Below are 9,355 nucleotides of genomic sequence, written 5' to 3'. Positions count from 1 at the left end.
GACTCCTTGAGGATGAAGTGCACCGAACGAGGGGCGGAGGGCCGCGGCCCTCCCCCGTCGTGCCGCGCTCGCCCGGCGCGGCCTCACTCAGGTCAGGACGGTTCGTAGATGCGCTTGTGCTGGGGCACGCCGGCGTCGTCGTAGAGCCGGTCCAGGTTGTCCGGCGCGAAGATCTCGTAACCCTCCACCCCGCCGGCGATGATGCCGAGCATCTTGGTGGTCCACTCCTGGCTGGTGCTGATCGCGCCCAGCACCGTCTCCAGGTAGGGCGTCAGGGTGAGTTCGGCGACGCTCGTCGTGTAGTCGTAGACGGGGGCGGTCTCCTCGTCGCGCACCTTGACGTAGTCGGCGAGGGCGTCGTCCATGGTCCGCGCCCCCGACAGTCCCTCGTGGATGCGGTCGGCGAGCAGCTCGCCGTGCAGGAAGGCGTCGGTCATGCCCCAGCCGGTGATCGGGTCCTTGTGGTAGCCGGCGTCGCCGACGAGCGCCCAGCCCGGCCCGTGCGACTGGCGGTAGTAGTTGTCGGGGTAGCGCATCGGCCGCAGCGGCTCCTCGCGCCGGCCCTGGTCGCGCAGCTGCTGGGCCATCTCCGGCTCGACGTCGTCGAGGACCGCCAGGAAGCGGGCCTCGGGGTCCTGGCGGAACTCCTTGAGCTGCCGCCGGGTGCAGATGACGGCGACCATGTTCAGGTCGTCGTTGGTCGGCCAGGTGCCGTACCACTGCTCGTGGAAGCCGGTCTTGTGGTGCAGGCCCCAGTCCAGCCCGCTGTAGTAGGAGTAGTAGGTGAACCCGGCGGCGGGCCGCACGTTGTAGAGCTCCGCGCCGACCTTCCTGGCCACCGTGGAGTGGAACCCGTCGGCGCCAACGACGACGCTGGCCCGGAACTCCCGGTCCGGCCCGTCGCCCTCGCGCCCGCGGATGCCGACGACCCGGCCGTCGGCGAAGACCAGGTCGGACACGGTGAACTGCTCGAGGACCTCGACACCGGCGCGGCGGGCGGCGTTGACCAGGATCTCGTCGAGCACGATGCGCCGGGGGCAGTAGACCGCGTCGATCCCGTCGATGGGATCGGCGAAGCCCACCAGGGGGATGCCGTGGTTGGCGTAGTTCATCTTGCGGATGGCCGGGGTCTTCGCGTCGATCACCTCGTCGAGCAGGCCCCATGCCTGGAGGCGGGCGAGCCCGGACTGGTGGATGTAGTGGGTCGACACCGCGTCGCTCGGAAAGGAGGAGCGGTCGACCATCAGGACCCGGTGGCCGCGCCTGGCCAATAGCATTGCGACCGGCGAACCAGCGCAGCGCGCACCGACAACGATTACATCGAACATGGGCTTGCTCCGATCAGTCGTCAGCCCGAGATAAAGCAGCCGTCCAATGCGGGTGTGGGATGGCCAAGAGGCTAGTAACGGGGTTCCTTTCGGTCAATGGATAGGCATCGCACCCGGTTGCCGCGGGCACCTATCAGAACGGCCACCCAAGCGCCGATCCCCTGCACGTTGACCATGAACCCCGACAAATACCCGACCGAGATGTGACGCGCATCACACTCCTAAAATTTCCTGAAAGGATGCCGAGAACCCGCCTGACCAGCGGAAATTACCTACAGTAATAAGTAACGGTGCCGGAAATCGCGGCGCCGAACCAGGCGACACCTTGCCCGATCCCGACAGAAGCGGTCCTTGCCGGGCGAATCCCGCAGGCGGCGCGGATGCGCCCCATAAGGCGACCAACGGCCCGAGAAGGTGCCAGTAACGCCGTACACACCGAACGCTACATTCCCACCATGACCAGCCTGAGCTGGGAAAACAGGACCGCCATGGTTGACGGGGGGCAATTAATGGATGCGCCGCCGGGCCCGCCCCGTCGGTTGCCCGTAGCAATTTCTGCATCGGCAGATGGTTGCCTCGCCGAACATTTGCCCTGGATAACGACGGGGGCGGCGGGACGGCATCTGACGCGCCGACCGGCCGGCCCCGGCCGCGTCCCGGCACGCCGGCCAGCCCGGCCGATCCGTCGAGTGGTCGGGCAACGCGGGTCGACACCGGAACGATATTTCCGTCCATTATCGGGGGCGAGAAAGGCAGCGGCGGTAAGTTGCTTCGGTGAATCCTGCCCTCGCCCCCCGAATGCGAATGACGCGAGAATCGTCCGCCCCCGCGCACGACAGCGCGGAGACGATGGGAAGAGCCGTGTCGACCGAATCCGGGACGGGCCCGCCCGACGAGACCGACCACCGGAGTCCGCCTTTCGGGAGACCATTCCGCACGTTCTCCGGAACGCATGCCGAAAGCTGGCGCACGAAAGGCGCGGTCGACGGGCCCGAGCGAACCGGAACGGCCCGCCGTCGCACGGCGCCCGCGGCGGCGCGCGCCGCCGCGGGCCGCGCCGCGCAGCCGCCGGGGGCGGGCCCCGGAGACCCGGTGAACCGGCACCTCAGCAGGGCCGGGACGTGTCACTCGGGAGTGACACGTCCCGGCCGCCGGCCCCCGCCAGCCGGGAGGGGCTGGAGCCGTGCCCGTGACGCCCCCTCCGCGGCGCAATTCCCACCGATGACAATTCCGCGAGGTGGCCTCCCGGCACCCGGCACGGCTCCCGGCCACAGTCCGGGCCGCCCCCTTCCCCGGCCTCCCCCGTCGCGCCACCGGCGAAGGCCGCCGACTACGTTCCACAGCTCACGCACAGGATTGGCAACGAACCCGAAACACATCGAGGCATGACAATAGAATCCGGCCGCGTTCCACCTGGCGGACACCGCGCGGGGTGCCCACAATCAGATCCGCCCGGTATGCAGCGCACGATCGGCGGCCGTCGGGTAGGGCGGCCGCCCGCATCCGTTTGTCGTGGCCACCCCGGCGGATCACGCGATCGCGGTGCCCCGGCCCCGGTCGCCCGCCGGGCCGACCGGCCGCCCGCCGCCGCACGGCCGGCGGCGCGTTCGCCGCCCACCGGGGCCCGGGCCCGCCCCGGCACGCCATAGGGCAACGCTATGAACCGTTCGGTATATATAGATGTTCGCGGATTGACCTTAGGCTCCCCACAACCGCTCGGACCGGTCCTACGGGTTCACGACGGAGCCCGGGCCGGCCAGAACAAGGGAGGACCGGGAGATGACACTCCCCCGCACGAGCCCCCGCCGGTTGGCCGCCTTCGGCGTCCTCACCACCGCCGCGTTGGCCGCCGCCACGGTCGGTGCGCCGGCCAGCGCGGCGCCCGCCACCGGCGAGATCCTGTCCGCCGGCAGCGCCACGGCGGTCAAGGACAGCTACATCGTGGTGCTGAAGGACAGCGCCGTCGGTGGCCGGGCCGGCACCCGGACCGCCGTCGTCGCGAGCTCGGCCGGCACCCTCGCCGGCCGGTACGGCGCCACCGTCGGCCACGTGTACGGCGAGGCGCTCAACGGCTTCGAGGCCCGGCTGTCGGAGCGGGCCGCCAAGCGGCTGGCCGCCGACCCGGCCGTGGCGTACGTCGAGCAGAACCAGACCGTGACGGCCACCACGACCCAGACCAACCCGCCGTGGGGCCTGGACCGGATCGACCAGGCCGCCCTCCCGCTGTCGGGCACCTACAGCTACGTCAGCACCGGCTCGGGGGTCACCGCGTACATCATCGACACCGGCATCCGGACCACCCACAGCCAGTTCGGCGGGCGGGCCGTCGACGGCTACGACGCGGTCGACAACGCCCTGCCGGCCGCCGACTGCAACGGTCACGGCACGCACGTCGCCGGCACCGTCGGCGGGTCGACGTACGGCGTGGCCAAGAGCGTCCGGCTGGTGGCCGTGCGGGTGCTCAACTGCTCCGGCAGCGGCACCACCGCGGGCGTCATCGCCGGCATCAACTGGGTGACCTCCAACCACCAGGCCGGCCAGCCGGCGGTGGCGAACATGAGCCTCGGCGGCGGCCTCAACACCTCCCTGAACACCGCCGTGGCCAACTCGATCGCCGACGGCGTCACCTACGCGGTGGCCGCCGGCAACTCCAACGCCAACGCCTGCAACACCTCCCCGGCGGCGGTGCCCACGGCGCTCACCGTCGGCGCGACCCAGAGCGACGGCGCCCGCGCGTCGTACTCGAACTACGGCTCCTGCCTGGACATCTTCGCGCCGGGCTCGGCCGTGCTGTCCGCCTGGTACACCAGCGACACGGCCACCAACACCATCAGCGGCACGTCGATGGCCTCGCCGCACGTGGCCGGCGGCGCCGCCCGCGTGCTGCAGAACAACCCGTCGTGGACCCCGGCGCAGGTGGCGTCGTACCTGACCTCCACCGCCAGCACCGGCACGGTGGGCAGCCCCGGCAGCGGCTCGCCGAACCGCCTGCTCTACCTCGCCCCCACCAGCTGACCTGACGACCAGCCGCCGGCCCCGGGGTGACCACCCCGGGGCCGGCGCGTCGGAGGAAAGGACCGGACATGATCGTTCCTGGCACCCGACGCCGGCGGTCGCTGGCGGCCACCCTCGGCGTCGCCCTCGCGCTCGGCGCGGGCCCGGCCGCCGCGTCGCCGGCCGCCGCGGCCACCGGACCCATCCGGCACGCCGGCGGCCCCACCGCCGTGCCCGACAGCTACCTCGTGCTGCTGGACGACCGGGCCGCCGCCGGGTCGGCCGCCGCGGTCGCCGCCACCGCCGACCGCCTCGCCGGCAGGTTCGGCGGCGTACGCGGCCACGTCTACCACGCCGCCGTACGCGGCTTCGAGATCCGCCTGCCCGAGCGGGCCGCCCGCCGCCTCGCCGCCGACCCGGCCGTGGCGTACGTCGAGCAGAACCACGTGACGACGCTCGCGGCCGGCGTCCAGCTCAACCCGCCGTCGTGGGGACTGGACCGCATCGACCAGCGCGCGCTGCCGCTCGACGGCCGGTACGCCTACCCGAACACCGCGCCGAACGTGCGCGCCTACGTCCTGGACACCGGCATCCGCGCCAGCCACGTCGACTTCGGCGGCTCGGTGACCGGCGGATACGACGCGGTCGACGGGGCGCTGCCGGCCGACGACTGCAACGGCCACGGCACCCACCTCGCCGGCACGGTCGGCGGCCAGCTGCACGGGGTGGCCAAGGACGTCCGGCTGGTGCCGGTGCGGGTGCTCAACTGCACCGGCAGCGGCACCTGGGCCCAGGTCATCGCCGGCATCGACTGGGTCACCCGCAACGCGGTGAAACCCGCCGTGGCCACCATGGGCCTCGGCGGCAGCGCCAGCAGCACCGTGGACGCCGCGCTGACCGCCTCCATCGCCTCCGGCGTCACGTACACGGTGCCCTCGGGCAGCTCGTCCAGCGACGCCTGCAACTTCTCGCCCGCGCGGGTGCCCACGGCGCTGACGGTCTCCGGCACCCTCCCCACCGACGTGAAGATGAGCTCGGCCAACTACGGCGTCTGCGTGGACATCTTCGCCCCCGGCGGCAGCATCACCTCGACCTGGAACACCAGCGACACGGCCACCAACACGGTCAGCGGCAGCCCGATGGCCGCCGCGCACGTCGCCGGCTGCGCCGCCCTCGTGCTCTCCGACCATCCCACCTGGACCCCGGCGCAGGTGGCGGCGCACCTCGCCGCGACCGCGACCGTCGGTGTCGTCGGCAGCGCGGGCGCCGGCTCGCCGAACCGGATGCTCTACTGCGGCCCCTGACGCCCCGGTGACCGTCCCGCCCTCAGGCCGCGCGGGCGGGACGGGCCACGGCGGGCGGCCCGGTCAGCGCCGCAGCACGGTGACCGCCTCGGCCCCGCCGACCAGGTCCAGGTCGAGGCGGTCGGTGGCGGTCTCCCAGCCCGGGGTGGCGATGACCGCGCCGCCGGCCACGCCGACGCGCCGCTCGGCGTGCACGGTGACCGAGCCGGCCCCCCGGACGGCCCGCACCCGCACCGGCCGCAGGTCCGGCACGGTCACCGTGAGCTGGTTGGCCCCGGCCGTCAGCCGCACGGCAAGGCTGCCCGCCGCGGCCGGCAGCCGCAGCTCCGTGCGGTCGGTGCCCCCGGCGAGATCCACGCCGGTCAGCCGGCCGGCGCGCAGGTCGAGCAGCTGGGTGCTCGCGCCGCCGCCCATCACCAGCCGCCAGGCCACCCGCGAGGTGAGCCGGATCTGCACCGCCCCGGGGCCGGCGCGGCCGGTGGGCGTCAGGTGCAGCGCGACGCCCTCGGCGGTGCGCACCGGCCGCGGGACGCTGTCGCCGTCGACCGGGGTGCTGATCCGGTAGAGGTCCGCGCCGAGGTCGGCGAGGCGCAGGTCGACGGCGGTGGTGCCGGTGACCAGCTCGAACGCGGCCCGGGACCGCCCGCCCAGGGGCGCGGTGACCGTGTGCGGGAGGCCACCGCCGGCTGCCGGGCCGCCGCCGCCCACCGCCGGCCCGGTCCCCGCCGCGCGCAGGCCGGGCGGGCCCGCGGCGAGGGCGAACGCGCCGACGGCGAGCAGGGCCAGGATCACCCCGACTCCGACGACGCCGAGGACCGGCCGACGGCGGGGGGCCGCGCGGCGCCCGGGTTCGACGTCGATCACCGGGCCCGCGAAGAAGCCCGACCCGCCGTACGCGTCGGCCCGGCGCGCTGCGTCGACGTCGACGTGGGGATCGGGCTCCACCACCACCCCCGTGACGACACGCGGCCGGCGACCGTCGGCGTCGGACGGTGCGGGACGCGTCTCGGGTACGGACATGCGCTGAACCTCTCTCCCGGTGGACGGCACCGGGGAGTACGGATCCGGGGCCGGGATCGATCGACGCCCGGCGCGGCGAACCGAGCGTCGTCGCCGGCCGCCCCGCGCAGCACGGCCACGCCGCCGCCGGCACCCCGGCGGCGGCGTGGCGCGGGTGGGTCCGGTCAGTAACGCGACCACTTCTGGTTGGCCGCGCCCGTGCAGTCCCAGAGCTGGAGCTTGCCGCCGTTGGCCGGGTTCTGGTCGCGGACGTCGACGCAGCGGTTGGCGCTGAGGTTCACCAGGTCACCGTTGCCGTTGAGGGTGAACCGCTGGACCGGGTTGCCGTTGCAGGTGACGAGGTTGACCTCGGTGCCGTTCGCGGTGCCGGCCCAGGCCGGGTCCATGCACTTGCCCATCGCCCGCACGGTGCCGTCGGAGGCGAACGTCCAGGCCTGGGCGGCGGTGGTGTTGCAGTCCCAGATCTGGAGCTTGGCGCCGTCGACGGGGTCGGCGTTGGGGATGTCGACGCACCGGCCGCTCTGCGCGCCGCGCAGCCGGGTGGTGCCGGCCGGCGGGTTGCCGCCGGAGGTGTACCCGGACACCCGGACGTAGTCGACCAGCATCTGCTGCGGGAACTGCGTGGTGGCGTCGGGGTAGCCCGGCCAGTTGCCGCCCACCGCCACGTTGAGGATCATGAAGAACGGGTGGTCGAACACCCAGCGGTTGCCGCCGAGCCGGCTCGGGTCGACCCGGTGGTACTCGACGCCGTCGAGGTACCAGATGATCGAGTTGGGCTCCCAGTCGACCCGGTAGGTGTGGAAGGCGTCGGCCAGCGGGGCCCCGATGGTGCGGCTGTTGGTGATGCCGCCGCCACCGGAGTAGCCGGGGCCGTGGATGGTGCCGTACACGGTGTTCGGCTCGCGGCCGATGTTCTCCATGATGTCGATCTCGCCCGCGTTCGGCCAGCCGACGCTGCCCATGTCGTTGCCGAGCATCCAGAACGCCGGCCAGATGCCCTGACCCCGGGGGATCTTGATCCGGGCCTCGAACCGGCCGTACGCCTGGGTGAAGGTCGCGGCGGTCAGCAGCCGGGCGGAGGTGTACTCGCACCGGCCGTAGTGGCACTGGTAGTTGGCCGGGTTCTCCTTGCGCGCGGTGATGACCAGGTTGCCCTGGCCGTCGTGCACGGCGTTGCTGGTGCTGTTGGTGTAGTACTGCCGCTCGTTGTTGCCCCAGCCGCTGCCGCCGATGTCGAACCGCCACCGGCTCTGGTCGACGGGCGTGCCGGCCGGGGCGTTGAACTCGTCCTGCCAGGTGATCCCCCCGATGGCCGCGGCGGCGGGTTCGACGTGGCCGGGCAGGACGAGGGACACGGTGGAGGCGACGAGCGCGGCGGCGGCGAGGGCGAGCGCCCGGGGGACGGATCGGAGTCTGGTCACTGGGTCTCCTCGGTGGACGGTCCGGGCGGCGACGAGAGTGAGGCGGCCGCCCGGCGACGGCGCGCAGAGAGCGCTCTCTCTATAGCGAAGTCTGTCGATGTATCATCTTTCCGTCAAGACTCCTGCCAGTTCCGGAGGGTCACCGGGGGAACCCGGGGCGTCGCCCCGGCGGGCCGGCGGGCGGCGGAACCCGTAGAGTCTCGCCGTGATCGAGATCGGCGCACGGGTCGACCTGCCCCACCCCACCGGCCGGGTCTGGCGCGCGTTGACGGACCCGACGCTGCTGGCCCGCTGGTACACCGAGGTCGAGCCCGCCGCCGGCCGGCCGGGCCGGCTGCTGCTCTACACGGCGGGGCTGCCCGGCTTCGACGCCGCCGTCGACGCGGAGGTGACCGAGCGGCGGGAGCCGGACGCGCTCGTCCTGCGCTGCCAGGAGGCCGGCCGGCGCACCCTGCTGAGCTGCGCCGTCACCCCCACCGCCGAGGGCTGCCGGCTGACGGTCCGCGAAACCCTCGACCACGGCCCCTGGCCCGTCGAGCAGCGCGTGCGCCGCGAGCAGTTCTACCAGCAGGCGCTCGCCGGCCGGCTGCCCGCCATCCTCGACTGGCTGGCGTTCCAGCAGGTCGACCTGCTCCGCGACCAGGGCCCGCCGACGGCCGAGATGCCGGTCGTCGAAGCGGCCGGCCCCGCGCCCCGGGCGCGCCGTCGGCGCCGGGCCCCGCTGGTCGCGGCGCTCGGCGGCGGCGTGCTGGTCACCGGGCTCGTGACCTGGGCGCTGCTGCCGTCGGACCCGGACCGCGCCGCCGCCCCGGAACCGGCGACCGTCCCGCCCGTCGCGACCACCGCCGCCACCAGCGGTCCGCCCCGGGCCACCCCGACCGCCCGGCCCACCCGCGAGGCCACCCCCAGCGCCCGCCCGAGCCGCTCCGCCTCGCCCACGCCGTCGCGGACGCCCACCGCGGCCCCGACGCCGGCGACGCCCCTCGCCGCCCGCTACGAGACCGTGGACACCCGGTTCTTCGGCTACACCGGCGAGGTGGTCGTCGACAACGCGGCCGGCGCGGCGGCCCGCGACTGGACGGTGGTGCTCACCCTGCCCTCGGGCAGCACGGTCGACGACGTCGAAGGCGGCGAGTGGGAGCAGGACGGCCGGTCCGTGACCATCACCGGGCCGGCGGTGCCACCGGGCGGATCGCAGACCGTCCGGTTCGACGTCCGCGACGCCGACCCGTTCGTCAAGGCGCCCGAGGCGTGCGCGGTGGCGGACACCCCGTGCGCCGGCCTGTGA

At 73.7% G+C, this 9,355-nt stretch carries 6 protein-coding genes; 3 read left to right on the top strand and 3 right to left on the bottom strand.

Annotated features, from left to right (window positions below; translation table 11 throughout):
• Nucleotides 1-92: 92 nt before the first annotated feature.
• Nucleotides 93-1,328, bottom strand: a complete 1,236-nt coding sequence (locus tag O7628_RS27560) for an NAD(P)/FAD-dependent oxidoreductase (protein WP_074476073.1) — start codon at nt 1,326-1,328, stop codon at nt 93-95.
• A gap of 1,779 nt (nt 1,329-3,107) precedes the next feature.
• On the opposite strand from O7628_RS27560, the gene O7628_RS27555 reads away from it, so the two are divergent.
• On the top strand, nt 3,108-4,343 hold the full coding sequence (locus O7628_RS27555; RefSeq protein WP_278135001.1) for a S8 family peptidase: 1,236 nt from the start codon (nt 3,108-3,110) through the stop codon (nt 4,341-4,343).
• A gap of 68 nt (nt 4,344-4,411) precedes the next feature.
• Nucleotides 4,412-5,626, top strand: coding sequence for a S8 family peptidase (locus O7628_RS27550; RefSeq protein ID WP_278134999.1), 1,215 nt, complete (start codon nt 4,412-4,414; stop codon nt 5,624-5,626).
• A gap of 63 nt (nt 5,627-5,689) precedes the next feature.
• Here O7628_RS27550 and O7628_RS27545 read toward each other — a convergent pair whose 3' ends face one another.
• The gene (locus O7628_RS27545; RefSeq protein WP_278134998.1) at nt 5,690-6,646 is read right to left on the bottom strand and encodes a hypothetical protein; all 957 of its coding nucleotides are present in this window, start codon (nt 6,644-6,646) and stop codon (nt 5,690-5,692) included.
• A gap of 164 nt (nt 6,647-6,810) precedes the next feature.
• Entirely contained in the window at nt 6,811-8,067 is a 1,257-nt protein-coding gene (locus O7628_RS27540; protein WP_278134996.1) for a family 16 glycosylhydrolase, read from the bottom strand.
• A 205-nt stretch (nt 8,068-8,272) separates the two neighbouring features.
• On the opposite strand from O7628_RS27540, the gene O7628_RS27535 reads away from it, so the two are divergent.
• Nucleotides 8,273-9,355 (top strand): SRPBCC family protein, encoded by a 1,083-nt coding sequence (locus O7628_RS27535; protein ID WP_278134994.1) that lies wholly within the window; start codon nt 8,273-8,275, stop codon nt 9,353-9,355.

The sequence above is a fragment of the Micromonospora sp. WMMD956 genome, from assembly GCF_029626125.1.
Classification (GTDB): Bacteria; Actinomycetota; Actinomycetes; order Mycobacteriales; family Micromonosporaceae; genus Micromonospora; species Micromonospora carbonacea.
The sequence above is the reverse complement of the archived record's forward strand: the minus strand, read 5'-3'. Positions and strand labels throughout refer to the sequence as shown.